The organism is Aliiroseovarius sp. (genome assembly GCF_030148435.1).
Taxonomy (GTDB): Bacteria; Pseudomonadota; Alphaproteobacteria; order Rhodobacterales; family Rhodobacteraceae; genus JASBTN01.
In genome coordinates this window covers 53425-79567 of the sequence record NZ_JASBTN010000038.1, presented here as the reverse complement: position 1 = coordinate 79567, position 26143 = coordinate 53425, and the positions used below count along the sequence as shown (strand labels likewise).

Below are 26143 nucleotides of genomic sequence, written 5' to 3'. Positions count from 1 at the left end.
TTCCTCCCTAGGTTTGCAAATTTTCCGCGCCCGACCTCCATCGGGTCGCGAACTCGGGTCGAGGCACCTGCCCGCTTAGTGCGGGAAGGGCCAGAGTCTCAGTTTTTCCTTGGTCAGGCGCCACAGCTGCGCCAGCCCGTGCGGTTCGAGGATCAGGAAGATCACGATCAGCGCGCCGACGATGATGAACTCAAGCTCGGCGGCCAGGGCCGTCGGCCAGCCCAACACGCCCACCAGGACGTTCTTCAGGAGAACCGGCATCAGCACCATGAAAGCCGCGCCGGCAAAGGAGCCGAAGATCGACCCCAGACCGCCGATGATCACCATGAACAGGATAAGAAACGACTTGGTGATGCCAAAGCTCTCGCCCGCTTCCGCGGCACCCAGATAGACGGCGAAGAACAGCGCGCCCGATACGCCGACAAGGAACGAGGACACGGCAAAGGCCGACATCTTGGCCATCAGCGGGTTCACCCCGATGATCTCGGCCGCGATATCCATGTCGCGGATGCCCATCCACTTACGCCCGGTCATGCCGCGCGTCAGGTTGCGTGCGAACCAGGCAGCCGCGACCAGGAAGACCAGACTGATCAAGTACTTGGCCCAGGCCTCGGTGTTGGGACCGGTGACGATCACGCCGAGGACGGTGCGCTCGGGCGCGTTGATCTGACCGGAGGCCGAGTAGTTGTAGAACCAGGCCACCTTGTTGAACAGCCAGACCAGGAAGAACTGGGCCGCAAGCGTGGCCACCGCCAGGTAGAAGCCCTTGATGCGCATCGACGGCAGGCCGAAGGCCACCCCGACCACGGCGGTGATGCCGCCGGCGATCAGCACGTGGAACACGATCGAGACATCGGGGAAGGCCACCATCAGCTTGTAGACGGAATAGGCTCCCACCGCCATGAACCCCCCGGTGCCCAGGCTGACCTGCCCGGCATAGCCGGTCAGGATGTTCAGCCCCAGCGCCGCGATGGCGTAGATGAAGAACGGTGCAAAGACCGCGTTCACCCAGTAGTCGTTGACAAAGAAGGGAATGACCAGGAAGGCCACGATGAGAGCAATCCAGTATCCGGCACGATCCAGGCGGATCGGGAAGGTCTGGTTGTCCTCGCGATAGGAGGTTTTGAAGTCACCAGCTTCACGGTAAAACATGCATCAGACCCTTTCGATGATCTTTTCGCCGAACAGGCCCTGGGGCCGGAAGATGAGGAAGATGAGCGCCAGAACATAGGCGAACCAGGCTTGGGTCGCGCCGCCCACCAGGGGACCGATCGCGAATTCGAACAGCTGCTCGCCCACGCCGATGATCAGACCGCCGATGATGGCGCCCGGGATCGAGGTACAGCCACCCAGCATCAAGACCGGCAGGGCTTTCAGCGCGACCTCGGCCAGCGAGATTTGAACGCCCGACTTCGAGCCCCACATGATCCCCGCGACCAGGGCCACGACACCGGCCAGCGACCAGACCAGCACCCAGATGAAGCGCAGCGAGATGCCGACCGACAGCGCGGCCTGGTGGTCATCGGCCACCGCGCGCATGGCCCGGCCCTGCTTGGTGTATTGCGAGAACAGCACCAGCGAGGCCACCAGGATCGCCGCGATCACGGCCGCCACGATGTCCAGGTTGTCCAGGAAGAACCCGTATCCGAACAGGGCCTCGGTGGCGTTCAGCACCGGGTCGTTCAGACCCTGTGCAAGGCCGACGTCCAGCTTCATGACCTCGGAGCCCCACATCAGCGGCGCGAACCCATGCATGAAGTACCACATGCCGATCGTGGCCATGAACAGGATGATGTCAGGCTGACCGACCAGATGGTGCAGGATGTATTTCTCGATGATCCAGGCCACGAAGACCATTGCGGCCCCCGCAACGATGATCGCCAGGAAAGTCGGAACCGTCCAGCCGAAGTCGTGGACCTTGGTGCCGAAGATCGTGTTGATCAGGTGCGCGAAGGGCACCTGTCCCTGCTGCACCCCCACCAGGGTCATCGCGGCGAACACCACCAGCATGCCCTGGGCGAAGTTGAAGATACCGGACGCCTTGAAAATCAGGACAAATCCGAGAGCGACCAGCGCATAGAGCACCCCGGCCATCAGGCCGTTGAGGGTGACTTCCATCGCAAAGAGTAGTTGTTCAGGCATGTCTCCCCCCGCCTCAATCGTGCGCCACGCCAAGATAGGCGTCGATCACATCCTGGTTGTTGCGCACCTCGTCCGGTGTGCCGTCCCCGATTTTCTTGCCGTAATCCATCACGACCACGCGGTCGCTGAGGTCCATGACCACGCCCATGTCGTGTTCGATCAGGGCGATGGTCGTGCCGAACTCGTCGTTCACGTCGAGGATGAAGCGGCTCATGTCCTCTTTCTCTTCGACGTTCATGCCGGCCATCGGTTCGTCGAGCAGAAGCAGCGACGGTTCGGCGGCGAGCGCCCGGGCAAGTTCCACGCGCTTTTTCAGGCCGTAGGGCAGGCGTCCGACCGGCGTCTTGCGGATGTGCTGAATTTCCAGGAAGTCGATCACCTTCTCGACCTTCTCGCGATTTTCCAGCTCTTCTTTCTCGGCTTTGCCCCACCAGATGGCCTGCTGCAACATGTTGGTTTTCATGTAGTTCAGGCGGCCGGTCATGATGTTGTCCAGCACCGACATGCCGTCGAACAGGGCGATGTTCTGGAAGGTCCGGGCCAGGCCCTGCTGTGCCACCTGGTAAGGTCTCATCGGCGGGCGTTTCTTTCCGCGGAACCAGACCTCACCTTCCTGCGGCTTGTAGAAGCCAGAGATGACGTTCAGCATCGAGGACTTGCCGGCCCCGTTCGGACCGATGATCGCGCGGATCTCGCCTTCACGGATGTCGAAGGAGATATCCTTGATCGCGACCACACCGCCGAAACGCAGGGTGATGTTCTTCAGGTCCATCACCACGCCGCCGATGGTACGGCCGTCGTCGGTGACATAGCTGTCGGGATTGGTATCGGTGCTCATGTTCATTGCATCCATCATTCCGCGGCCATCCCCTGGCTGCTGTTCACCACCGCGGCGTCGCGGATTTCCAGCGTGGCCTTGATCGAGCCCTTGCGGCCGTCCTCATAGGTCACTTCGGTTTCGATGAACTGTTCCGATTTGCCGGTGTAGAGCGCGTCGATCAGAGGCGAATACCTGTCCTCGACCACCACGCGGCGCACCTTGCGGGTCCGGGTCATTTCGCCGTCATCCGCGTCCAGTTCCTTGTGCAGGACCAGGAAGCGGTGGATCTGGCAGCCGGACAGCATCTCGTCCTCGGCCACCGACTTGTTGACGGTTTCCACGTGCTCCTGGATCGTCTCCAGCACGCGCGGATGGCCCGCCAGTTCCTGGTAGGAGGCATAGGCGATGTTGTTGCGTTCAGCCCAGTTGCCGACGGCGGTCAGGTCGATGTTGATGAAGGCCGTGCACATGTCGCGGCCATTGCCGAAGACCACCGCTTCCAGGATGTCCGGGTAGAACTTCAGCTTGTTTTCAACATACTTGGGCGCGAACATCCGGCCATCGGCCATCTTGCCCACGTCCTTGGCACGGTCGATGATACGCAGGTGCCCGTTCTTCTTGTCGAAGAAGCCGGCGTCGCCGGTGGCCACCCAGCCTTCCTCGTCCTTGGTCGAAGCCGTCGAGTCCGGGTTGTTGTAGTATTCTACGAAGGTGCCAGGCGAGCGATAGAAGATCTCGCCATTGTCGGCGATGTTGATCTCGACGCCCGGGGCGGGCACGCCCACCGTGTCGTTGCGCACTTCGCCATCCGGCTGCACGGTGATGAACACCGTCGCTTCGGTCTGGCCGTAGAGCTGTTTCAGGTTGATCCCCAGCGAGCGATAGAACTCGAAGATCTCGGGTCCGATCGCTTCACCGGCGGTGTAACCGACCCGGATGCGGCCAAAGCCCAGCGTGTCCTTCAGCGGGCCGTAAACCAGCACGTCGCCCATGCGATACTTGAAATAGTCGCGCAAGTTGCCGCTGTAGAGGTTCAGAAGGATCGGATCCTTCGCCTTGAAATGATTGCGCACGTTCTTGCCGTAACGCAGTTTGGCAAAGCCCAGGCGCACGGCGTTTTCAACAATGGTTTCCATCGCGAAACCGATGCCCATGGCGTATTTCCAGACGGTCTTCACGCGGCGCTTCAGGTCCGGCTTGGCCAGGCGGCGCTTGGGCATGCCGTATTTCTCGCCGACCCCGCTTTTCGCGAATTCCATGAAGTGATGGAAGATCGCGTATTTCAGATCGCCCGAGTCGTTCATGCGGATCATGACGCTGGTCAGCTGCGTTTCAAACACGCGCGGCGGGGCAAAGTAATAGGTCGGCCCGATTTCGCGCAGGTCGGTCATCATCGTGTCCGCCGATTCCGGGCAGTTCACGCAGAAGCCGCACCACATGGCCTGACCCAGCGAGAAGATGAAGTCACCGACCCATGCCATCGGCAGATAGGCCAGGATGTCCTCACCGGGTGACAGGGCGTCGAATTCGGACGAGTTCTTGGCACTTTCGATGATGTTGCGGTTCGACAGGACCACGCCCTTGGGCTTGCCGGTGGTGCCCGAGGTATAGAGCATCACGCAGGTCGAGTCGTAGTCCAGCTCGGCCTCGCGCTCGGCCATTTCGCCTTCCAGACGATGGTGGGCGACGCGGCCTTCCTCCTGGATATCGTGATACCAGTTCAGGTGGCTGTGGTCATATTTGCGCATGCCGCGCTTGTCGTAATAGACGACATGTTCGATGTGGTGGATCTTGTCCTGGACCTCGATCACCTTGTCGACCTGTTCCTGGTCCCCACAGATGACGAAACGCGCGCCGCAGTGGTCCAGCACGTATTCCATCTCGTCGACGACGGCGTCCTGATAGAGCGGCACCGGCACGGCACCGCATTTCTGCGCGGCGACCATGGCCCAGTAGAGGGCCGGGCGGTTGCGGCCGATAATGGCGACATGGTCGCCCTTGTCGATACCCAGAGCCATAAGGCCCAGCGCGAGGTTCTGGATTTCCTCGGCCGCCTCGGCCCAGGTCCAGCTCTGCCAGATCCCGAATTCTTTTTCACGGTAAGCCGGGCGGTTCCCGAATTCCTTCACGTTCCGGGCCAGCAAGGCCGGAATAGAAGCAAACGCGCCAGCGGCGGCTAGTTCTTGTGCCAAATTGTCCTCCCACCGTCGGTCTGTCCGACGTTCACGACCGCTCAAGCGATTCTGCCCTCGCAGCCTGATCGTAAAAATCTTCACGCGCAAAGGTTTCCGCAGTTTTTCCCAATTCTAACGAATTGTTACCACCCCCACGGCAGGCGCGAGAGCCCTTTAACTCAAGGCCCTGCGGTGCTAGCGAGAGGGGGGAGGACTGGCGAATGCCGCGCAAAACCAACGACACTCTTGCCCTGACACAGGCCGGCCTGAACCTGATCCAGCAGGCCCTGTCGATCTATGATTCGGACCTCAAGCTGGTGGTGGGGAATCGCCAGTTCCAGGACATGTTCCACCTGCCCGACGATCTGATGACCCCCGGGGCTCCGTTCAGCGACACGGTGCGCTGGCTGGTCGATCACGGCGAATACGGCGAAGTTCTGGACCCCGACGGGTTCGTGCAGAGCCGGGTGGAGCAGGCGCTTGCCTTCGAAGCGCACTATGTCGAACGCACCCGCGCCAATGGCCACATCGTGTCGATCGAGGGCAGCCCTCTGCCCCAGGGCGGCTGGGTGGCCGTCTATACCGACATCACGCCGATCAAGCGGCAGGAGGCGCTGCTGCGCGCCCGGTCCGAAGACCTGGCCGACCAGGTCCTGACCCATAGCGAGGAGCTGGCCCAGACCAACCGTGCGCTTGCCGCTGCCAATGCGCAGCTGGAGGAAACCAAACGCCAGCTGACCGAAATGGAAAGCCGCACCCGCCTCACCGCCGAGATGATGCCCGCCCATATCGCGCGCATCGACACGGATCAGTATTACACGTTTTCGAACCGGCGGCTGGGCTCGGTCATCCCGGGGCGCCCGTCAAACCTGTTGGGGTTGCATGCCTCCGAGGCCCTGGGGGATGAGGCCTATGGGCGTATCTCGCCCTATTTCCAGCGCGCCTTCGCCGGTGAACCTTCGGTGTTCGAGTTCACCCACGAAGGGTCCGGCCGCCGCATCCGCGTGGCGCTGACCCCGGACCTGGAACAAGGCGACGAGGGGGGCGAAATCACCGGCGTCTATATCCTGTCGATGGACGTCACCGAAGAAGCCCAGGCCCGCGCAGCGCTGAACCAGACCCGCAAACGCGAGCTGGCGGCGCAGATGACCAACGGCATGGCGCATGATTTTTCGAACCTTCTGACCATCATCCTGGGGCTGCAGTCGCGCCTGTCCGGCATGGAACTGGGCGAGGATGCCCGCGACCTGGTCGATGCCACCCATGCCGCCGTGCGCCGGGGTGGCACTCTGCTGGACCGGATCGCGTCGATTTCCGGCCACAGCGAAATGCGGTTCGAGGCCACGGACGTGCCGGATCTTCTGCGTGGGCTGGAGGCCCTGGCCGGTCCGACCCTGCCCGAGGGGATTGCGCTCGATATCACCCTCGAAGGGCTGGACGAGCCTCTTTTGATGGATGCAGGATCGGTGCAGGACGCCCTTTTGAATCTGATCATCAACGCGACCCATGCAATCGGCGCTGCGGGCACAGGTGGCGGGGGCACGATCTGGTTGACCGTGCGCGCTATCCGCGAGACCTGGATCGAGTTCCGCGTCACCGACACCGGCCCCGGATTCTCTCCCGAGGCGCTGGAGCACGCGCTGGATCCCTTCTTCACCACCAAGGGCGGCGACGGGTCGGGCCTTGGGCTGGCGATGGTCTATGACCAGGCCAAGCTTGCCGGCGGGCAGGTCAAGATCATGAACGGCGACTGCGGTGGCGCCGTGGTGTCGATGCGCCTGCCGCTCAGGCCCGCCCAGACCCCAATGGCGCCGCGCCTGGTGCTGCTGGTCGAGGACAACCCCGACATTCGCGAGGCCGTGCGCGAGATGCTGATCTCGCTGGGCCATCAGGTGGTCGAAGCCTCCAGCGCCGAGGAAGCCGAGGCGCTTGTTGACCTGGAAGGGCTGGGGCTGGTCCTGTCGGACATCGTGCTGGAAGGGGACGAAACCGGACCCGAATTCCTGTCCCGACAGCTGGCGGGCGGTCTGACCGTCCCGGCACTGCTGATGACTTCTCTGCCGCCGGACGACGCCCGCCGCGCCACCGCACCGGTTCCGGTGCTGCCCAAACCCTTTACCCAGGCCGAGCTTTGCGCCTTTCTGTCCCAGGAGGTTTCCTAATGACCCAACCCTTGGTTGCCATTCTGGATGACGAGCCGGAAATCCGCCGCATGCTGTCGGGCGCACTGGAAGACGCGGGGTTTCGCACCGCGAGCTTTGCCCGCGCCACCGAATTCGAGGCCGCTCTGGCCTCGATGGCCCCAGACGTCTGCCTGGTCGACCTGGGCCTGCCCGACCGTGACGGGCTGACCCTGGTACATCGCCTGGCGCTGGAATCGGGTGCCTCGATCATCATCATCTCGGGCCGGGCGCAGGTGCAGGACCGCGTGACCGGGCTGGAGCTGGGGGCGGATGACTACATCATCAAGCCCTTCGAACCCGCCGAGGTCGTGGCCCGCGTGCGCGCGCGTCTCCGCTCGGCCAAACCCGACCCGCTGGCATCGAACACCGCGCGTTTTGCCGGCTGGACCGCGCATTTCGACCGCTACGTGCTGGAGGACGACAGGGGCGAGGAGGTCACGTTCTCCCATGCCGAGGGCGAAGTGTTGCGCCTGTTCCTGGACGCGCCCAAGCGGCTGATCTCGCGGGCCCAGATGCAGGAGAGCCTGGGCGGGGTCGCCGGTGAAAGTTTCGACCGCGCCATGGACGTGCGCATCTCGCGCCTGCGCACCAAGCTGCGCGAGGACCCGAAGAACCCGCGCCTGATCAAGACGATCTACGGGGCGGGCTACATCTTTCTGGGCGACGTGCGCTGGGGGTGATCCCGCCCGCATTCAGGAAAATCCGGCGTCTGTGCTATCCTCTACCACAGGAGGAGCGAGATTATGGACAAACTGCAGTTCTATACCGCCCTGACCGCGCTGTGGGTGGCGCTGTCCTGGGTGCCCTACATTCTTGACCGCATTGCCACCCGGGGCCTGATGGGCGCGCTGGCGAATTACGATCCCAACGCCCGCCCGCAATCGGCCTGGGCCCAGCGTGCCATGCGCGCGCACCGGGTTAATGTCGAGGCTTTCGTGGCCTTCGGCCCGCTGGCCGTGATGGCCATGGTGCTGATCCCCGAAGACCCCTACCCGGGGCTGTTGGCCTCGACCTTCTTCGTCGGCATCGTGGCCCATTACGTGATCTACTGCGCGGGCATTACCGTGTTGAGAACCCTGGCCTTCGCCGTCGCCGCCCTGTCCACCGCAGGCCTCGCCCTGCGCGTGTTGAGTGCGATCTGATGGACCCGGTTGCGCTAGTCTTCTACGCGGTGATCTGCGCGGTCCTGAGCTGGTCCGCCCCCACGCTGGGCCGCCCCGTCCTGCGGCTGGGCATCGGCGCGGTGGTGGGGATCGTGGCGGCGGCGATACTGCCGGCATTGAAGGCGGCGATGGGCCTCTGAAACATCTTGAGGGAGCTGTTCGACGATCATGACATTCTGGTTCATTCAAATCCCCGGCTGGTTGCTTTTCATCTACCTGGTGGCGACACAATGCACGGCGGCAGTCAGCTATGCCTTTGCAGAGCGCCACGGTTTTCAGGAAACCGCAGGTGAAATCACCGAGGTTGGCGTTGCCTTCTTCAAGGGGTTCGCATTCGCCGATCTGGTCTTCTACGTGCCCTTGCTGGGAGCGGGCCTGGCAGCTCACGCCCTGGGCGCGGCATGGGCGCCGCTGGTGATCGGCGGCGCCCTGTGTGTAACCATCTATTGGCCAATCGTCTGCCTGCGCATGGCGCTGGCAGCCCGGGATGCACCCGGATGGCACCTGAAGGACGAGAAGCTCTACTGGATCATCCTCGTGCCTATTACCCTGTGGGCGGGCGCGGGTCTGGTCATCGTCTCGGCATGATGCAACTGCGACCGTGGTCCGAACGGCTCCAGCCTGGCGGCACTCGCCCACGGACCCTTCCGCGCGGCCCCGGCCGTCAGGCCAGGGCGACGCGGGTGGTGGTCAGGGGTCGCGGAGCAATTTGCGGAAGGAATAAGTCGCAACGCCCCGCGGAATTCCACGGGGCGCGCCACCGGCCGGTGCCGGGATATCGTTATGGGACAGTCAGTTACTCTGCCGCGATCCCCGCATCGTTGGCCTTTTCGACCCGCACGGCCGAGAATTTCATCTCGGCAATCTTGCCATAGGGGTCCAGTGCCGGGTTGGTCAGCATGTTCGCCGCCGCCTCGACATAGGCGAAGGGCAGAAAGACCATGTTCTCGGCAATCGCGTAATCGGCCCGCGCCATCACGGTGACGGAACCACGACGGGTGGTCAGGCGCACCATGCCGCCCGGTTCCACACCCATGTCGCGCAGGGTCTTGGGGTTCATCGAACAGTTCGCTTCCGGTTCGATTGCATCCAGCACCACCGACCGGCGGGTCATCGAACCGGTGTGCCAGTGTTCCAGCTGACGGCCGGTGGTCAGCACCATCGGATATTCGTCATCCGGCAGTTCGGCAGGCGGAATGATCGTGGCGGGGGTGAAACGCGCGCGGCCCCCTTCGCGCGGGAAACCATCGCCGAACACGACCGCCTGGCCGGGATCTTCCGGGCTGAGCGACGGGTATGTCACCGCGTTCTGCGCCTCCAGACGGTCCCAGGTGATGTTCGCCAGCGACGGCATCGCCTGTTCCATCTCGGCATAGACATCGCGCGGATGTTCGTAGGTCCAGTTCAGACCGATGCGGCGCGCAAGCTCGGTGGTGATCCACCAGTCCTCCTGCGCCTCGCCAGGCGGCGGCACGGCGGGGCGGCCCATCTGCACGGTCCGGTTGGTGTTGGACACGGTGCCGCGTTTCTCGGCAAAGGCGCCGGCGGGCAGGACCACATCGGCATAGCTGGCGGTCTCGGTCAGGAAGATGTCCTGGCTGACCAGGAATTCCATCCGCTCCAGCGCCTCGCGCACATGGGTCACGTCCGGGTCCGACATGGCCGGGTTTTCGCCCAGGATATACATGCCCTTGATCTTGCGATCATGCACGGCATCCATGATCTCGACCACGGTCAGACCCTTGTCGGGCGACAGGTTGTCCGTGCCCCAGAGCGCCTGGTATTTCGCGCGGACCTCCGGGTCGCCGACCGGCTTGTAATCCGGATAGAACATCGGGATCAGCCCCGCGTCCGAGGCCCCCTGCACGTTGTTCTGGCCCCTGAGCGGGTGCAGGCCCGTGCCCGGACGGCCCACATTGCCGGTCATCAGTGCCAGGCTGATCAGGCAGCGGGAATTGTCGGTGCCGTGGGTGTGCTGGCTGATGCCCATGCCCCAGAAGATCATGCCGTTCCTGCCCGCCGCGAAGGTGCGGGCGGCGGCACGCAGCTCCTCGGCCGGGATGCCGCAGATCTCTTCCATGTCCTCGGGCGAGAAAGCCTTCAGATGCTCGCGCATCGCCTCCCAGTTCTCGGTGTGCCTGGCGATATAGTCATCGTCCTGCAGACCTTCCTCGGCGATCACATGCATGATCGCGTTCAGCATCGACACATCCGCGCCCGGCTTGAACAGCAGGCGGTGAGTGGCAAAACGCCCCATGCCGACGCCGCGCGGGTCCATCACGATCAGCTTGCCGCCACGCTTGGTGAACTGTTTGAAATATGTGGCCGCGACGGGATGGTTCTCGATCGGGTTCGACCCAATGACGATCGCCACATCGGCGTTTTCGATCTCGTTGAAGCTCGCCGTCACCGCGCCCGATCCGACGTTTTCCAACAGCGCCGCCACCGAGGAGGCGTGGCACAGGCGCGTGCAGTGGTCCACGTTGTTATGGGCGAAACCCTGGCGGATGAATTTCTGGAACAGGTAGGCTTCTTCGTTGGTGCACTTGGCGGAGCCGAACCCGGCCACGGCCTCGCCGCCATGTTCGTCGCGCAGGCGCATCAGACCCCTGGCGGCGACGTCCAGCGCCTCGTCCCAGGTCGCTTCGCGGAAATGGGTCAGCGGGTTGGCGGGATCGACGTTCAGGCCTTTCTCGGCGCCGTCCTTGCGGATCAGCGGCTTGGTCAGGCGATGCGGGTGGTTGATGTAATCGAAGCCGAAGCGGCCCTTGACACACAGGCGACCTTCGTTTGCGGGGCCGTTGATGCCCTCGACATGCACGACCTTGTCGCCCTTGATCTTCATCGAGACCTGGCAGCCGACGCCGCAGAACGGGCAGACGCTTTCGACCTCCTTGTCGAAATCCTGCTTGTCGGCCTGAACTGTGGCGGGCATCAGCGCGCCGGTCGGGCAGGCCTGAACGCATTCACCACAGGCCACGCAGGTCGAGGCGCCCATGTCATCAGCCTGGTCGAACACCGGATAGGCATCATGGCCGCGCCCGGCCATGCCGATCACGTCATTGACCTGGACCTCGCGACAGGCGCGTACACAGAGGTTGCAGCTGATACAGGCATCCAGGTTCACACGCATCGCGACATGGCTGTCGTCCAGCAGCGGAATTCGGCCCTCTTCCAGCTTGGGAAAACGGCTCTCGGTCACGCCCTGCGCCTCGGCCATGTCCCAGAAATGCGACGAGGTGTCATGCGCCTCTTCGCGGGCAGGCTGGTCGGCGACCAGCATTTCCATCACCATCTTGCGCGCGGTCTTGGCGCGGGCATTGTCGGAACTGACCACCATGCCCTCGGCGGGCGCGCGCACGCAGGAGGCCGTCAGGGTGCGCTCACCCTCGACTTCGACCATGCAGGCCCGGCAATTGCCGTCCGAGCGATACCCGGTCTGGTCCTTGTGACACAGGTGCGGGATGGTCGTGCCTTCGCGCTTGGCGACCTCCCAGATGGTTTCGCCATCGCGCGCGACAACTTCGCGCCCGTCCAGGGTGAATTTGATTCCGTCTGACATGCATGCCTCCGCGTGGTCCGGGCAGTATACACCATGCCCGCCGGGGTCGCAGTCCTCCAAAGCCGACAAACCACGCGCTTTTTGCGCCAGAGCGACCACACCCGAACCGATCCGGGCCCCCGGGTCTTTATCTTGCCAAAAAATATCCCCGCCGGAGGCATCCGCCCTTTCCCCTTGCCAGACCCTCGCCTACCAATGCGCCAACAGATCGGAGCGTTCCATGACCAGCCTCACCCTCATTCGCCACGGCCAGGCCAACAATACGGCCACGACCGAGACCGGCTATGACCGCCTGTCCGATCTGGGCCGCCAGCAGGCGCGATGGCTGGGGGAACACATGCGCGCGACCGGGGCCGGGTTCGACAAGGTCGTTACCGGCTCGTTGAACCGCCACCGGCAAACCGCCGAGGAATGGGGCGCTCAGACATACACCGTCGACGAACGTCTGAACGAGGTGCGCTATTTCGACCTCTCCGAACGCATGCACGCGCAATTCGGCATCGCCGTGCCCTCGACCCATGAGGAGTTCATCGACCACCTTCCCCTGACCTTCTCGGCCTGGCAGGAGGGCAAGATCGAGGGCGTGGCGGAAAGTTTTCACGACTTCCAGACCCGGGTCTCCGAGGTGATCCACGAACTGGCCGGGACCGGCGACAATGTCATCGCCTTTACCTCGGGCGGTTTCATCGGCATGGCGACGCGGGTGGTGATGGGGCTCGATATCGGCCCCTTTACAAGGGCCATTCTGCCGATCATGAATTCGTCGGTACACAAGATGCACCTGCTGCCGGTCGGTCTGACGCTGACTCAATTCAACGCGGTGCCCCACCTTGAGGCCCCCGAGCGCCACGTGGCGCAGACGCATTTCTGAGGGAGAAAACATGACACATCTCTGGGTTCGCGCCGAACAGCGCCCGAACGAGGACCGCGTGGGTCTGACACCCGAGGGCGCCAAGACCCTGATCACAAAAGGAATTCGTGTAACGGTCGAGGAAAGCTCGGTCCGTGCCATTCCGCTCAAGGGTTATATCGACGCGGGCTGCGAGCTGGCGGCTGAAAACAGCTGGCCCGAAGCCCCGGCCGATGCGATCATCTTCGGCCTGAAGGAGCTGCCCGAGGACGGCACCCCCCTGCCCCATCGCCACATCATGTTCGGCCATGCCTTCAAGGGCCAGCACTCCGGCCGTGCCCTGCTGGAGCGGTTCAAGGCCGGCGGCGGCACACTCTACGATCTGGAATATCTGGTGAACGAGGACGGCCGCCGGGTTGCCGCCTTCGGCTACTGGGCGGGTTTTGCCGGTGCTGCGGTGACGCTGAAAACCTGGGCCGCGCAGCAACGTGGGCAGGTCTGTCCGCCGGTTGGCGCCTATCCGGGCAGGGACGCGCTGGTTGCCGAGCTGAAGCACGAAATCGCCGGTTTCGACACCCCCACCGCCATCGTCATCGGCGCGCTGGGTCGGGTGGGCACCGGCGCCTCGGACCTGCTGACCGAAATGGGGATCACCGTGACCAAATGGGACATGGCCGAGACCGCCCATGGCGGGCCGTTCCCGGAAATCTTGGATCACGACCTGTTCATCAACTGCATACTCGCCCGTCCCGGCACCCCGGTCTTCGTACCGCAGGAGGCCCTGACCGCCGACCGCAAACTGACCGCCATCGGCGACGTCGCCTGTGACCCGGACAGCGATTACAACCCGATCCCGGTCTATGACCGCGCCACCAGCTGGGCCGCGCCCGCGCTGCGCGTGGCCGATGCCCCGGTGCTGGACGTGATGGCGATCGACAACCTGCCCTCGATGCTGCCGGTGGAAAGCTCGGTCGACTACGCCGGGCAGCTCTTGCCGTCGCTCCTGACGCTGGGCGATCTCGACGCGGGTGTCTGGGGCCGGGCCGAAGCGACATTCAAAACACACATGCAGGGAGTTTGAACATGACCATTCATTGGTGTGGCACCGGCCTGTCGGCCATCCCCGGCCTGCGTCGCCTGATCGAGCGGGGCCACGTAGTTACTGTCTGGAACCGGACCGTCGACAAGGCGCAGGAGGCGGTGGGCGACATCGCGGGTGACATCCGCGCCTTCGACATCGACACGCTGGGCAGCGTGCTGGCGCCGGGCGACGTTGTGGTGTCCATGCTGCCCGGCGACTGGCACGTGCCGCTGGCCGAGCTCTGCATTTCGAAAAGCGCGCATTTTGTCTCGTCGAGCTATATCGCCCCCGAGATGCGCGCGCTGGACGCGGCCGCAAAGGCAGCGGGCGTTGCCTGCGTCAACGAGGTCGGACTGGATCCGGGCATCGACCACCTGATGGCCCATTGGCTGGTGGCGGACTATCGCGCCTCGGACGCCTGTGACGCAGATAACGCCCTGAGTTTCATAAGCTATTGCGGCGGCATCCCGAAACACGCCAACCCGTTCCGCTACAAGTTCAGCTGGTCGCCCCTGGGCGTGTTGAAGGCGCTGCGTTCGCCCTCGAAATCGATCCGTGACTTCGCCGAGTTTGACGTGGCGCGGCCCTGGGACGCGATTTCCAGCTACGAGGCCCCGCTGCCCGAGGCGGAAAGCTTCGAGGTCTACCCGAACCGCGACTCGATCCCCTTCATGGAGGATTACAGGTTCGATCCGGCCTGGAGGGTGCAACAGTTCGTGCGCGGCACGCTGCGGCTGAACGGCTGGGCCGCGGCCTGGGGTGACGTGTTTACCGAAATCGAAACCCTGTCGGGTCCGGAAGGCGATGCGCGCCTGAAGGAAATGTCGGACCAGTTCTGGACCGACAACGCCTATGATGAGGGCGAGCCGGATCGCGTGGTGCTCTGCGTCGCGCTGAAGGCGGAAAGGGACGGTAAAACCGCCTATCACAAGACCTACGTGATGGATGCATGGGGGGACGAGCATGGCACGGCGATGGCGCGGCTGGTGTCTGTCCCGGTGTCGATGGCCGTGGAAAGCGTGCTCAAGCGGCGCATCTACCCGGGCGTCACGGCCGCCCCGTCTGAACCGGCCCTTGTCCGGGAATGGATGGAGGTCATCGACGGGCTGGCGCAGCATCTCGAGGTGGTGGATCACACCGGGTGATCGGACCCCGCGGGGTCCGACAAAAGACAACGCCGCCCGGCCCGGACGGCGTTTACGTTCCAATGGGATCTTGCCGACGGGTTCTCTCAGAAAATCCCCTGCCCGGCTTCCTCGACATTGTGCCCCAGCGCCTCCAGACCGGCCTCCAGGTAGTCCGACAGGTGCGGCATGCCCAAAAGGTAATCCTCGGTCGGCGAGGTCTTTTCCGCCTTTGCCGTTTCGATCGCCTCGGCCAATTCGGCCGCATCAAACGTATCGCGCCCAATCCAGGCAATCGCCACCAGGCTCGCCTGTTCGTCATTGTTCAGGTCCGCGATATAGGATCTGAGTTCGGCTTCGGTTCCATCCGAGGACCGGTTTTCCAGGATCGAATCGGCGTCGGCCACGTCGCCGGGCGTGTCCCACCGGCCCACTTTCGAGCCAAGTTCACGCGCGCGCAAAATCACGCGGGCCACTTTGCGGGGGCTGATTTCCAGCATCTTTTCCGATCCTTCTTCTGCACTTGGGCGACCTCATCTTGCCAAAGCCACGGGCCAAGGGGAAGGCCTATTCGTTATCGGACCTGGCCAGCGGCACAACCTCGGCACCCGCATCCGGTGCCAGTTCTTCAAAGTCGAAATTGTCCAGACGCTGCGCCCGCCGCCCGGCCTTCTCGGCAGAAATCTTGATGTCCGAGATATCCTTCGACGCCTGGTGGAAATGCCGATCCAGGTTTTCGACCCGATCCCCCAGCCGCCCGACATCCGCCGACAGCAGGGCCAATTCCTTGCGGATCGCCCCCGCCTGTTCGCGCATTCGCGCATCTTTCAGGATCGCCCGCATCGTGTTCAGCGTTGCCATGCATGTGGTGGGCGAGACGATCCAGACCCGCGCGGCAAACCCCTCGCGTACCAGTTCGGGAAAATTTGCGTGCAGCTCGGCATAGACCGCTTCCGACGGCAGGAACATCAGCGCGCCTTCGGCGGTTTCACCTTCCAGAATGTATTTCCCGGAAATGTCCTTGATGTGCTTGCGCACCGAGGTTTTCATCGCCCGCGCGGCCTCCTGCATCTGGGCCGGGCCCTCGGCGGCGCGCAGGGCTTCATAGGCCTCCAACGGGAACTTCGCGTCAATCACGATCGGCCCGGGCGGGTTGGGCAGGTGGATCAGGCAGTCCGCCCGCTTGCCGTTCGACAGAGTCGCCTGCAGCGCATAGCTGTCGGCCGGCAGCGCCTTCGAGACGATGTCATTGAGCTGGATTTCCCCGAAGGCGCCCCGCGTCTGCTTGTTCGACAGGATGTCCTGCAGGGACAGAACGTCGCCCGACAGGCGGGTGATCTTTTCCTGCGCCTTGTCGATCACCGCGAGCCGCTCCTGCAACTGGGTCAGGCTTTGCGTGGTTTTCACCGCGGAACCTTGCAGGTTCTCGGCCATGCGCTCCTGCATCTCGGCAAGCGACCGCGCGGAGCGCAGGGCGTTTTCATGCAGCCGGTCGTTCATCTGGCTCTGCACCTGGGCCAGCCGCGTTTCCATGGTCTGGATCATCTGCGCCTGGCCGGTGGTCTGGGCGTCCGAGACATTGCGCAACCCGCCCGAAAGCTGGTCCTGCCCCTGCGCCAGCACCTGCACCGCCTGGCCGAGCCCGCCGATCTGCCCCGCCAGGTCCTCCGCCACCCGGGCCGAGCGTCCCGCCCGGCGCAGCACCAGCAACAGCAGCAGAACCGCCAATGCGCCCCCCGCCAGCGCCAGCTGTTCGAAGGTGATCTCCTGTGTGCCGATCTGGATCATGTGCGCCCGAACAGCCGTTCGATATCCGCCAGTTTCAACTCCACATAGGTGGGCCGCCCGTGGTTGCACTGGCCGGAATGGGGTGTTGCCTCCATCTCGCGCAGAAGCGCGTTCATCTCTTCAGCGCGCATCCAGCGGCCCGAGCGGACCGAGCCATGGCAGGCAACGCGGCTCAGCACCGCCTCGATTCGGGCCTGAACGGTCTGGCTGTCGCCCAGATCGGCCAGTTCGTCCAGCACGTCGCGGATCATGTCTCCGGCGTTCACCTCGCCCAGGATTGCCGGGGTCTCGCGCACGGCTATCGCCGATCCGCCGAAGGGTTCGATCATCAGACCCAGCATGGCGAGGTCGTCCGCCACCTCCAGCAGCCGCGCGGTGTCACCGGCGGACAGTTCAACAATCTCCGGGATCAGCAGCGCCTGGCTGGCCACGCCGTTTTCGGCCATCTGGCGTTTCAGCTTTTCGTAGACCAGCCGTTCGTGGGCCGCGTGCTGATCGACGATGACGATGCCGGTCTCGGTCTGGGCGATGATGTAGTTTTCATGCAGCTGCGCGCGGGCGGCGCCCAGCGGCAGGGCCTCGACGGGCTGAAGGGCTTCGGGCTCTTCCACGACCGGGTCGAACCGGGCCGAAGGGGTCGAGATTTCGGCGAAACCCGGCGCATCCGGAAGGGGAGCCTGCGCCTGGTAGGACATGCGCAGGGCGCCGGGCGAAGGGCGGTCCATCTGGTAGACGCGCGGCGCGGTGCCCGCCGTGGGTTCTGGTCGCATCGCCCCCAGGGTCGCACCGGCCACGGTGGTCGACGCGCGGTGGCCCGCATTCGCCAGCGCATGGCGCAGGCCGGAAACGATCAGGCCTCGCGCCACGCCGGGCTCGCGGAAACGCACCTCGGATTTCGCCGGATGCACGTTCACATCGACCAGGTGCGGATCGCAGGACACGAAAAGCGCCGCCGCCGGGTGGCGGTCGCGGGACAGGAAATCGAAATAGGCCGCGCGCAGGGCCCCGGTCAGCAGCTTGTCCTTCACCGGACGGCCATTGACGAACAGGAACTGCGCCACCGCCGCGCCGCGCGAATAGGTCGGCAGCGCGGCATATCCGGTCAGGCGAAGCCCCTCGCGGGTGGCGTCGATCGCCAGGGCATTCTCGGCGAACTCCTGGCCCAGGATCGTCGCCAGCCGCCCATGCAGCGCATCGAACATATCTCCGGTTTCCGGGTCCGCGCGGAAGGTGATCCGCCCTTCGCCGCCGCTGGACACGTCGCGCAGAACGAAGCCCACATGCGGTTCCGCCATCGCCAGACGCTTGACCACATCGGTGATCGCCTGGGCCTCGGCCCGGTCGGTGCGCAGGAACTTCAACCGCGCCGGGGTGGCAAAGAAAAGGTCGCGCAGTTCGACCACCGTGCCTTCGGACAGGGCGGCGGGCTTTGCCGGCTCCATCTTGCCGCCCGCGACGCGAATCACGGCCGCTTCGGCACCGGGAATTCGCGAGGTGATCGACAGCCGGCCGACCGCGCCCAGACTGGGCAGCGCCTCGCCCCGGAACCCGAAGGTGTGAATGTTCAGCAGGTCCGAGCCGTCGATCTTCGAGGTCGCATGGCGTGACAGGGCCAGCGGCAGATCCCCGGCGGCTATGCCGCAGCCATTGTCCGTCACCCGGATCAGCGTCTTGCCGCCATCGGCGTAACAGACCTCCACCCGGCTGGCGCCCGCGTCCAGGGCGTTCTCCACCAGCTCCTTCACGGCGGAGGCCGGGCGTTCCACCACTTCACCCGCCGCAATCCGGTTGATCGCGGCATCGTCCAGTTGTCGGATAATGGGGCGGTCGCCCTGTGGATAACCGCTCATTTGGGGGTCTGGTTCGTGCATAACACAAAACCTAGCACGTTCCGCGCCGATTCTGCCATGAAAAAACGGGACAATCCACCACCCGGCACAGGGCCGGGCAGTGGCGGTCACAGGCGGGTCATTCCACCCCTTCAGGCTGGCCGACAATGACGAAATGCAGCGCGTCCGGGTCATAGATCCGAGCCGCCACACGGTTGATGTCCTCAAGCGTGATGGCACGGATCTTGTCGTTGCGCGTGGCGATGTAATCAATGCCCAGGTCATCCATCTGCATGCCCACCAGGATGCGGGCAATCGGCCCGTTGCCGTCAAAGCGCAGCGGATAGGCCCCGGTCAGATAGGTCTGCGCGGCAGAGAGCTCCTCGGCCGTGATGCCCTCGGTCGCGATCTTCCGCCATTCGGCGCGGACCACATCGACGACCTCGCCCATGGTCGCATTTTGCGACGAGACCTGCCCGGTCACATATTCGCTCAGATCCTTCGCCACGAGGTAGGTGGAAATGCCATAGGTCAACCCGCGCTTCTCGCGCACCTCGTCCATCAGCCGCGAATTGAAGCCGCCGCCGCCCAGAATCTCGTTCAACACATAGGCGGCGAAGAAATCCGGGTCGTCGCGGGTAATGCCGGTGTGGGCAAAGCGGGCGATGGATTGCGGAGTATCGAAAGGGATGACCGTGACGCCGCCCTTGGGTAGGCCATAGGGCACGGGCGCGGGGATCGGCGCTCCGGTTTCGGGCAGGCCCGCGAACAGCTCATCCAGCAGCAGACCCAGTTCCTCGGCGGTAATGTCACCCACCGCCCCCAGGTAGATGCGGTCGCGTGCTACGGCGCCCTTGAAAGCCGCGATGACATCGTCACGGGTCAGGGCGGTAACGCTTTCCACGGTGCCCCCCTGGTAGCTGCCATAGGGATGGTCGCCGAAGGCCAGCCGGTCGGCGGCCTCGCCCAGGATTTCCATCGGGTCGGTTGCGCGGGATTGCAGGTTCGACAGAACCTGGCCGCGCACACGGTCGATGGCAGCCTGGTCGAACCTCGGCGCGGTCAGGGCGGAGCGTAGCAGCGCCACCGCCGCATCACGGTTTTCCGTCAGGAACCGGGCAGAGACCGACAGTGCATCGTCATACACATCGAACCGGTAGGAGGCCGCGAGCCCGTCGCGCGCCTCGGCAAAGCTCCGTGCATCCAGCTCGCCCGCGCCTTCCTCGATCAGCGCCGCCATCAGGTTGGTTGCCCCGCGTTTTCCGGGCAGATCCAACGAGGCCCCACCGCGAAACCGGATCTCCAGGGACAGAAAGGGCAGCGAAGGTTCCTCGACCAGCCAGGCCGTGAGACCGCCCGGGGATGTCACCTCCTGGATTTTCACCTCGGCCCGGGCGGGCAGCGCCGCGAACAGGGCCAGAAGCAGGGTCGACAGGGTCAGGGTCAGGCGGTTCATTGGGTCATCTCCCCATTCTCGGGCCGCACGAAACCAGTCACCGACCGGCGGCGATCGAACACCATGCGCGCGGCCTCCATCACCTCTTCTTCGGTGACGGCCTGCAGCACGTCCGGCCAGGCGGCGACATCCTCCAGCGTCAGGCCCGAGGTCAGGCTGCGCCCGTATTCATCGGCCAGGGTCTGTACATTGTCCTGTTCATAAATCTCGGAGGCGCGCAGCTGCATCTTCAGGCGGGAGAATTGCTCCGGGTCGATGCCGGTCTCGAAGAACCCGGCAATGACCGCGTCCATCGCCGCCTCCATCTCTTCCAGGCTGATCCCGTCCACCGGCGCGGCGACCAGGCTGAAGCTGGCATCATCCAACGAGGTGCCCCGGTAGCCCGCCGAGGTAAAGACCGCTTTCGGATTCTCGAACTGCAGCGCCCGGCCCAGCACCGAGGTCGCCCCCTCGCCTCCCAGGATTTCCGCCAGGTAGACCAGCGCGGCGGCGGTTTCCTGATCCCCCGGATCCCGCTCCGGTGCCTGGTAGCGGCGCACCAGATAGGGCCGCCCGACCCGCGGGTCCGAGAAACTGAGGCGGCGCTCGGCCAGCTGCGGAGGCTCCTGCGGGCGCGCCCTCTCGGGCAGGTCCGGGCTGGGCTCCAACACGCCGTAATACTTTTCGGCCAGGGCGCGGACCTCTTCGGGGTCCACGTCACCGGCGATCACCGCGATGGCGTTGTTGGGCGCGTAATAGGTTCGATAGAAGGACAGGGCGTCGGCATAGTCCAGCTGTTCAATCTCATGCCGCCAGCCAATGATCGGTACGCCGTAGGGATGGTTCAGATAGGCCGCCGCGTTCATCTGCTCGCGAAACAGCGCGCCGGGGTCGCTGTCGGTCCGGGTCGCGCGTTCTTCAAGGATCACGTTGCGTTCGGTCGCAACCTCTTCCTCGGTCAGCGTCAGGTCGCGCATCCGGTCCGCTTCCATCTGCATCATCAGTTCCAGCCGGTCCGCCGCGACGCGCTGGAAATAGGCGGTATAATCCTGGCTGGTAAAGGCATTGTCCGAGCCGCCGTTGGCCTCGACGATACGCGACAGCTCGCCGCTTTCCAGCTCGTCGGTCGCCTTGAACATCAGGTGTTCGAAGAAATGCGCGATACCCGATTTTCCGGACGCTTCGTCGGCGGCACCAACCCGGTACCAGACCATGTTGACCACGACCGGGGCGCGGTGATCCTCGATCACCACCACCTGCATGCCGTTGTCCAGGGTGAAATCCGTGACCTCCCGCGCCAGGGCCGGGTTGGTCAGCACGGCGGCCAGGGACGCCGCGAGGGACAGAAGTCGTTTCATAGAATAGCTCCCGTGTTGCCGGACAGAATTGTGCCCGGATGCGCAGGGTTCAACCCCGCCCAACGATCATGTGATCAGGGTTAACAGACGGCAGGCGCACCGTCCGCCACCTCAGCGCGCCAGAGTTTCTTCCGGCGGCACGGTCGGCGTCCAGACGCCCCGTGCACGCAGGCGCTGAAGTTCGGCGTACTGGTCAAGCTGCATCTTCTCGTAGGCGCGGTAATACAGGTTCACGTTGAACAGACGTTCAAGCACACGGCCGTTGTTGCGCTTGCGCCATTCCAGATCCTCGGCCGCCAGAACGGTGCGGATATCGCCCGCCGTGCCATAGCGCGAGCCGTGCGCAATCAGGGCCGATTCCCCGGCCGTCGCCCCCCTGCTCAACCGTGCGGGGTTGCCTCCCAGCGCGGCCACGGCGTCGGCGCGCGGGGTCGGGTCGGTCAGGTTTGTTCCGCCAGGCGTCGGCGCGGGCAGCTCCGCGAAATTCTCGGGCGCTTCCAGCGGTTTGGTCGGCAGGACGGAAAACTCGTCCGGGCCCACGTTCGACGACTCGAAATTCAACAGGTCCGGCTCGCGCCGGCTGCAGGCCCCCACGGTGGCCAGGACACAGACGATCAAAAGAGTTTTGCCCAGAACGGTCCGCATGGAACCTCCCTTGTCAATTTCCCCGAGTTCTACCCCATTGCCGGGACGAGGTCACGTGGCGTTTTCATCCTTCCCGAAGAGGACGAGACCGAAGACGCCGATGAAAACGAAAACATCCGCGGTGTTGAAGGAAAACGGGTTGGCGAAGCCGCAGCAGGACATGTTCAGAAAGTCGACCACGGCACCGTAAATCACCCGATCCAGCACGTTGCCCAGTGCTCCGCCGATCAGCAACCCGGCAAAGATCTGCCCTGCGCTGTTCATGCCACGCCGGACCCAGAGCCCGACCCAGAAACAGATTGCCAGGGCCACGCCGATCAGAAGCCAGCGGGTGGCGGCACCATCGCCGCCGAACAGGCCGAAATTGATGCCCTGATTCCACGCCATCTGAAAGACGAGGAACGGAGGCCAGACCTCGATCCGGCCCACGGTTTCCAGGCTCAAGCCCTTGAGAATCCACAGTTTGCTGGCCTGGTCGATGACCAGGGCCAGAACTGCATATAAGCTCAGGTGTTTCATCGTACCTCAGTGGCGGAAGTGGCGCATGCCGGTAAAGACCATGGCCAGACCGGCCTCGTCCGCGGCTTCGATCACTTCCTTGTCGCGCATCGAGCCACCGGGTTGGATCACGCAGGTGCCACCGGCGGCAGCGGCCTCCAGCAACCCGTCAGGGAAGGGGAAGAACGCGTCCGACGCCACTGCCGAGCCCTTGGCCAGGCTCTCGTCCAGACCCAGTTCGGCGGCCATGCGTTCGGCCTTGGCGGCGGCAACATTGGCGCTGTCCAGGCGGCTCATCTGACCTGCGCCGACACCCACGGTGGCCCCGTTCTTGACGTAGACGATGGCGTTGGATTTCACATGTTTGGCGACTTTCCAGGCAAACAGAAGGTCATTCAGCTGCTCGTCGGTGGGGGCCTTTTGGGTCACGACCTTCAGGTCATCCTTTCCGACGTAGCCCACATCCTTGTCCTGCACCAGCGTCCCTCCCGCAACCTGCTTGTAGGCGGTCAGCGGCTCGCGCACGTTCGGCAGGCCATCGGTCAACAGCAGGCGCAGGTTCTTCTTGGCCGCGAAGATTTCAATGGCTTCATCCGAGGCACCGGGGGCAATCACCACCTCGGTAAAGATCTCGACGATCTTGGTGGCGGTTTGAGCATCCAGCGGCTGATTCAGCGCGACAATGCCGCCGAAAGCGCTTGTGCGGTCGCAGTCAAACGCCTTCTGGTAGGCGTCCACCAGGCTTTCGCCCACGGCCACGCCGCAGGGGTTGGCATGTTTGATGATCGCCACGGCGGGCGACACGGCGGGGTCGAATTCCGCGACCAGCTCGAAGGCCGCGTCGGTGTCATTGATGTTGTTGTAGGACAGTTCCTTGCCCTGGAGTTGACGCGCGGTGGCGACGCCCGGGCGGTTCGACCCATCGGCGTAGAAGGCTGCCTTCTGGTGGCTGTTCTCGCCATAGCGCAGGGTCTGTTTCAGCTCTCCGGCAAAGGCGCGGCGCTTGGGCGCTTCCAGCGCCAGCTGCCCGGCCATCCAGGTCGAAACGGCCGCGTCATAGGCGGCGGTGCGGGCATAGGCCTTCTGGGAAAGCTTCTTGCGGAACTTCGGGCAGGTCGCACCGCCGTGCTGGTCCATGTCGCCCAGAAGCTTGGCGTAGTCTTCCACATCCACGATCACGTTCACGAAGGCCGCGTTCTTGGCCGCCGCGCGAATCATCGCCGGGCCGCCGATGTCGAGGTTCTCGATGCAGGTGTCATAGTCGGCGCCGGCGGCGACGGTGGCCTCGAAAGGGTAGAGGTTTACCACCAGCAGGTCGATTGCGCCGATGCCGTGTTCCTCCATTGCCGCGACGTGGTCCGCATTGTCACGCAGCGCCAGCAGACCGCCATGCACACGCGGGTGCAGCGTCTTGACGCGGCCATCCATCATTTCCGGGAATTCGGTGACTTCGGACACGTCCTTCACCGCAACACCCGCGTCGCGCAGCGCCTTGGCAGAGCCGCCGGTCGACAGGATTTCGACCCCACGGGCCTCCAGTTCCTTGCCCAGCTCGGTCAGCCCGGTCTTGTCGGAAACGGAAATCAGCGCTCGGCGCACGGGTGTCAGGTCGGTCATGTCGTCGGGTCCCTCAGGTCTATCTATCGCAGCCCCGCCGGGCCCTCCACCTCAAGATCGCGTATCGCGGACGGGGTGTCCTGCGCCTTGGCCAGAGACCAGCGGATGCGCGTCGCATAATCCATTGCGACGCCAGATAGAACCATTTGTTTCGTCGCACGAGGCTTCAGACGGTTCTTTTCGAGGTAAACCGAGCTTTCCAGCGTCAAATCGCCGATTCCGTCGTAGCGGAACACCCAGATCTCGCCGCTTTTCAGAACCAGCGAGACGGCGGTGTCCCCCAGATCCAGTTCGGCATCCACGTCCGGGTGAAGGTGAAAATGGATCTTGAACGGAATCCCCTGCAGCGCAGCCCGGTCGAGCGCGTGGTCGAAGTGGCGCTGTTCCTCGTCGCTGATGGCCGCCACCGTGTCCTCGCCATGGATGTCGCGCCCGTCCACGGTCAGTTCGATCCGGCGGATATGGGTCAGCCCGTTGACGCCGACATAACCATCGTGACCCGCGACGAACCCGGACACGCCGTCATCGCTCACCTGCTGGATTCGCACATCGCCCGGAACCTCAACCAGCGGGGTGTGCTCTACCCCGCCGACCTTGCCCGGAGCGGCGATGCGGGCGCTGGACAGGCCTGCCAACTGCAGTGTCGAATGCGACGGCGTGGCCCGCCCCGCCTTGCGCCAGTCCTCGCCGAACTGCGCGCCGGAGCCGCAGTTGACCAACAGCGGGCGGCGGCCCGAGGTGACTTCGATGGCCAGGGTCGAGGCATGGGCATTGGCCGACGCCGGGCCCGTCGGCGGGCTGGCCGCATCCATGATGATCGAGGTCCGTCCGGCCGACAGCCGCGCATATCCCATCGACAGGCCCAGATTCGCCGTGGCCCGCACGCCGGAGATGGCCAGCGCATGGTCCAACCGCCCCTCCAACCCGCGTCCGCCACCGTGAAACCGCGCGAGCCCCCCGTCCGAATGCCGCAGGGCGCGCAGCGTGGGGGCGATGCGCTCGATCGCTGCCAGATGGTCCGACGCCGCCATGCGCCCGCCCTCGGACAGGGCCATCGCCGCCCAGTTCAGCAGCGTAAAGACTTCCAGCAGTTCCTCGGGGTTGCGGGTCGGAATACCGCCCTGCTCGTCGATCTGGTCGGCGCATTCCCGCGCCAGTGCCTGCATCGCGGGTTCGACATGTTCCTCCATCCCGATGAGGGACAGGCCCGCATAGATCAACCCTGTCAGCGCCTCGAACCTGGGCAGCCCCGGCGAGGCGGCGTGCCAGCGTTTCGACAGGAAGATCGTCTGCTGCCCCAGTGAACGGAAAAGATCGAAACTGTCGCCCTGCTCCTGCCCGCGCATCAAAAACAGCGCGTGGTTGATCCAGCGAATGAGTCGACGCCCGGTCAGGTCCGGCGTCCAGCCCGGCCCCTTGCCGCCGCCATAGAGGTCAATCCACTCTGCCAGCCAGGCCTGGGCCCGTATCCGTGCCTCGTAATCCCCCAGAGAAGCCAGGTCATCGAGCCAGGCGAAACCCTGCAATTCCTCGGCGAATTCAGGAGTCGGCGCAGCAATCTGCCAGATCGAGGCATCTGGGTCCGCGACATGGTGCCCGGCGAACAGGAAGTTTCCCGCCACCAGTTGCTTGCCCCGCGCAAAGGCGCCGATGGTGCGCGGTTCGGGCTGCGACACGAAACCTGTCGCCGGTTGCGCCCGGGCGGCCCGGCGGGCGTGCCACCGATTCGCCCAGCGCACCCGCCGTCGCGAAAAGACATCCTGATGTTTCGACACCTGCGCGCCCCGTGACTACCTGTCTGCTCTGTCACCGCCCTTTGCGAGCCTGTTTGACGGCAAGCATACGCCGCTTGGCGCCGGGTGTCATGCGCTATC

22 protein-coding genes are annotated in these 26143 nt (G+C 64.3%); 8 read left to right on the top strand and 14 right to left on the bottom strand.

The window, feature by feature from the left end; translation table 11 throughout:
* Positions 1 to 75: 75 nt before the first annotated feature.
* Genes Q1V43_RS06745 through Q1V43_RS06730 form a run of 4 tightly spaced genes read right to left on the bottom strand, consistent with a single transcriptional unit; the run spans position 76 to position 5154 of the window.
* Positions 76 to 1152: a branched-chain amino acid ABC transporter permease gene (locus Q1V43_RS06745; RefSeq protein ID WP_300515608.1), complete on the bottom strand. Its 1077-nt coding sequence runs from the start codon at positions 1150 to 1152 to the stop codon at positions 76 to 78.
* A gap of 3 nt (positions 1153 to 1155) precedes the next feature.
* Positions 1156 to 2142, bottom strand: a complete 987-nt coding sequence (locus tag Q1V43_RS06740) for a branched-chain amino acid ABC transporter permease (RefSeq protein WP_300515605.1) — start codon at positions 2140 to 2142, stop codon at positions 1156 to 1158.
* A gap of 13 nt (positions 2143 to 2155) precedes the next feature.
* On the bottom strand, positions 2156 to 2980 hold the full coding sequence (locus Q1V43_RS06735) for an ABC transporter ATP-binding protein (protein WP_300515602.1): 825 nt from the start codon (positions 2978 to 2980) through the stop codon (positions 2156 to 2158).
* Between the two features lie 14 nt (positions 2981 to 2994).
* Complete coding sequence (locus Q1V43_RS06730) at positions 2995 to 5154, bottom strand: AMP-binding protein (RefSeq protein WP_300515599.1); 2160 nt, start codon at positions 5152 to 5154, stop codon at positions 2995 to 2997.
* 203 nt (positions 5155 to 5357) lie between these two features.
* On the opposite strand from Q1V43_RS06730, the gene Q1V43_RS06725 reads away from it, so the two are divergent.
* The 5 genes from Q1V43_RS06725 to Q1V43_RS06705 all read left to right on the top strand — a co-directional run bounded on the left by Q1V43_RS06725 (position 5358) and on the right by Q1V43_RS06705 (position 9070).
* Positions 5358 to 7298 (top strand): PAS-domain containing protein, encoded by a 1941-nt coding sequence (locus Q1V43_RS06725; protein WP_300515596.1) that lies wholly within the window; start codon positions 5358 to 5360, stop codon positions 7296 to 7298.
* Positions 7298 to 7999 (top strand): response regulator transcription factor, encoded by a 702-nt coding sequence (locus Q1V43_RS06720; RefSeq protein WP_300515593.1) that lies wholly within the window; start codon positions 7298 to 7300, stop codon positions 7997 to 7999. Before Q1V43_RS06725 ends, Q1V43_RS06720 begins: the two co-directional genes overlap by 1 nt.
* A 63-nt stretch (positions 8000 to 8062) precedes the next feature.
* On the top strand, positions 8063 to 8461 hold the full coding sequence (locus tag Q1V43_RS06715) for an MAPEG family protein (RefSeq protein ID WP_300515589.1): 399 nt from the start codon (positions 8063 to 8065) through the stop codon (positions 8459 to 8461).
* A 29-nt stretch (positions 8462 to 8490) separates the two neighbouring features.
* Positions 8491 to 8622, top strand: coding sequence for a hypothetical protein (locus tag Q1V43_RS06710; protein WP_300515587.1), 132 nt, complete (start codon positions 8491 to 8493; stop codon positions 8620 to 8622).
* 28 nt (positions 8623 to 8650) lie between these two features.
* The gene (locus Q1V43_RS06705; protein ID WP_300515585.1) at positions 8651 to 9070 is read left to right on the top strand and encodes a hypothetical protein; all 420 of its coding nucleotides are present in this window, start codon (positions 8651 to 8653) and stop codon (positions 9068 to 9070) included.
* A 208-nt stretch (positions 9071 to 9278) separates the two neighbouring features.
* On the opposite strand, the gene fdhF is transcribed toward Q1V43_RS06705, so the two are convergent.
* Positions 9279 to 12044: a formate dehydrogenase subunit alpha gene (gene fdhF, locus Q1V43_RS06700; protein ID WP_300515582.1), complete on the bottom strand. Its 2766-nt coding sequence runs from the start codon at positions 12042 to 12044 to the stop codon at positions 9279 to 9281.
* 220 nt (positions 12045 to 12264) lie between these two features.
* Between fdhF and Q1V43_RS06695 the strand changes: the two genes are divergently transcribed.
* Genes Q1V43_RS06695 through Q1V43_RS06685 form a run of 3 tightly spaced genes read left to right on the top strand, consistent with a single transcriptional unit; the run spans position 12265 to position 15120 of the window.
* Positions 12265 to 12915, top strand: a complete 651-nt coding sequence (locus Q1V43_RS06695; protein ID WP_300515580.1) for a histidine phosphatase family protein — start codon at positions 12265 to 12267, stop codon at positions 12913 to 12915.
* A 10-nt stretch (positions 12916 to 12925) separates the two neighbouring features.
* Positions 12926 to 13975 carry a saccharopine dehydrogenase gene (locus Q1V43_RS06690; protein WP_300515577.1) on the top strand — a complete coding sequence of 350 codons (1050 nt, stop codon included), beginning with the start codon at positions 12926 to 12928 and terminating at the stop codon, positions 13973 to 13975.
* 2 nt (positions 13976 to 13977) lie between these two features.
* Positions 13978 to 15120, top strand: a complete 1143-nt coding sequence (locus Q1V43_RS06685; protein WP_300515574.1) for a saccharopine dehydrogenase family protein — start codon at positions 13978 to 13980, stop codon at positions 15118 to 15120.
* An 86-nt stretch (positions 15121 to 15206) separates the two neighbouring features.
* On the opposite strand, the gene Q1V43_RS06680 is transcribed toward Q1V43_RS06685, so the two are convergent.
* From Q1V43_RS06680 to Q1V43_RS06640, 9 genes are all read right to left on the bottom strand, one after another.
* On the bottom strand, positions 15207 to 15599 hold the full coding sequence (locus Q1V43_RS06680; protein ID WP_300515571.1) for a DUF3775 domain-containing protein: 393 nt from the start codon (positions 15597 to 15599) through the stop codon (positions 15207 to 15209).
* 67 nt (positions 15600 to 15666) lie between these two features.
* Positions 15667 to 16887 (bottom strand): DNA recombination protein RmuC, encoded by a 1221-nt coding sequence (gene rmuC, locus Q1V43_RS06675; protein WP_300515569.1) that lies wholly within the window; start codon positions 16885 to 16887, stop codon positions 15667 to 15669.
* A complete protein-coding gene (mutL, locus tag Q1V43_RS06670) occupies positions 16884 to 18758 on the bottom strand; it encodes a DNA mismatch repair endonuclease MutL (protein WP_300515565.1) in 1875 nt (624 codons plus the stop codon). Before mutL ends, rmuC begins: the two co-directional genes overlap by 4 nt.
* A gap of 97 nt (positions 18759 to 18855) precedes the next feature.
* Complete coding sequence (locus tag Q1V43_RS06665) at positions 18856 to 20163, bottom strand: pitrilysin family protein (protein WP_300515646.1); 1308 nt, start codon at positions 20161 to 20163, stop codon at positions 18856 to 18858.
* A gap of 5 nt (positions 20164 to 20168) precedes the next feature.
* Positions 20169 to 21509, bottom strand: coding sequence for a pitrilysin family protein (locus Q1V43_RS06660; RefSeq protein ID WP_300515562.1), 1341 nt, complete (start codon positions 21507 to 21509; stop codon positions 20169 to 20171).
* Positions 21510 to 21620: 111 nt separating this feature from the next.
* Positions 21621 to 22154, bottom strand: a complete 534-nt coding sequence (locus tag Q1V43_RS06655) for a DUF3035 domain-containing protein (protein WP_300515559.1) — start codon at positions 22152 to 22154, stop codon at positions 21621 to 21623.
* A gap of 51 nt (positions 22155 to 22205) precedes the next feature.
* Positions 22206 to 22673, bottom strand: coding sequence for a signal peptidase II (gene lspA, locus Q1V43_RS06650; RefSeq protein ID WP_300515556.1), 468 nt, complete (start codon positions 22671 to 22673; stop codon positions 22206 to 22208).
* 6 nt (positions 22674 to 22679) lie between these two features.
* The gene (gene purH, locus Q1V43_RS06645) at positions 22680 to 24269 is read right to left on the bottom strand and encodes a bifunctional phosphoribosylaminoimidazolecarboxamide formyltransferase/IMP cyclohydrolase (RefSeq protein WP_300515554.1); all 1590 of its coding nucleotides are present in this window, start codon (positions 24267 to 24269) and stop codon (positions 22680 to 22682) included.
* A 23-nt stretch (positions 24270 to 24292) separates the two neighbouring features.
* A complete protein-coding gene (locus Q1V43_RS06640; RefSeq protein ID WP_300515552.1) occupies positions 24293 to 26044 on the bottom strand; it encodes a heparinase II/III family protein in 1752 nt (583 codons plus the stop codon).
* Positions 26045 to 26143: the final 99 nt, after the last annotated feature.